The organism is Nitrosomonas mobilis, assembly GCF_900103035.1.
In the GTDB taxonomy this organism is placed as follows: Bacteria; Pseudomonadota; Gammaproteobacteria; order Burkholderiales; family Nitrosomonadaceae; genus Nitrosomonas; species Nitrosomonas mobilis.
Map to the genome: position 1 here is coordinate 1 of NZ_FMWO01000004.1, position 679 is coordinate 679.

Genomic DNA, 679 nt, shown 5'->3' on the forward strand with positions numbered 1-679 from the left:
GTCGGCGAACAGGTCAAGCTTGATGGCGCTATGTGGTTTCATCGGCAGGAGAAGAATGGGTTTCAAGGCAACGTAATTTAACCAAGTCTACTAAAAGTGGGCGAGTCGAGGTTTTTCGAGGCGCCCGTTTGTATATTCCGATCAGGTTGATAGCCATTACGTACCACAGCAATTTTTCCATCACTCAGCTCCTTACCGGGAAATTGCTCTATAAATCCTGTCAATGCTGCTTCAACAACTTGTTCTGGCAGTTTTTGTCTCGTCCATAACAATTCTGTCAACGAATCACTAAACCGATCTGGACGTGTCAGTTCAACAACGGTATTTTTCTTCATAGTGGTATATCTCCTCAGGACCGATTTAATTGTTTGCTGACAACTAATCGTCCAGGTATACCGCTGTACTTCAACCGCTCAAACACTAGATTTAGCCCAGATTTTCCATTAGAACTTTCTAAGGGGAGAAGACGGGCTTAAATTTCACGGGCAAATCAAAGGACTTGGACTTGTCCCAGAGCCCTTCAAACCACTCACGATGTTGCATAGCAACGGTCATATTTATGATTTTCTTTCGCCCGTCATTTGTGATGTAAGCTGCTTTGGCAAAGAGCTTGTAGCGTAGCGTTTTTAGGGTATGCTGAACATCCGGCTTATCAGAAACGGTGTTGCTTCTCATTACC

At 44.2% G+C, this 679-nt stretch carries 2 protein-coding genes; both read right to left on the bottom strand.

Features of this window, described 5'->3' with window-relative positions; all coding sequences use genetic code 11:
* Positions 1–77: 77 nt before the first annotated feature.
* Positions 78–335 carry a hypothetical protein gene (locus tag NSMM_RS00035; RefSeq protein ID WP_090283387.1) on the bottom strand — a complete coding sequence of 86 codons (258 nt, stop codon included), beginning with the start codon at positions 333–335 and terminating at the stop codon, positions 78–80.
* A gap of 118 nt (positions 336–453) precedes the next feature.
* Positions 454–679, bottom strand: a 226-nt coding sequence (locus NSMM_RS15840) for a hypothetical protein (RefSeq protein ID WP_218120939.1), incomplete at its 5' end; no start/stop codon positions are given.

Coding starts and splice junctions, on each gene's coding strand:
- NSMM_RS00035 (WP_090283387.1), bottom strand. CDS start 335: ATGAAGAAAAATACCGTTGTTGAACTGACACGTCCAGATCGGTTTAGT.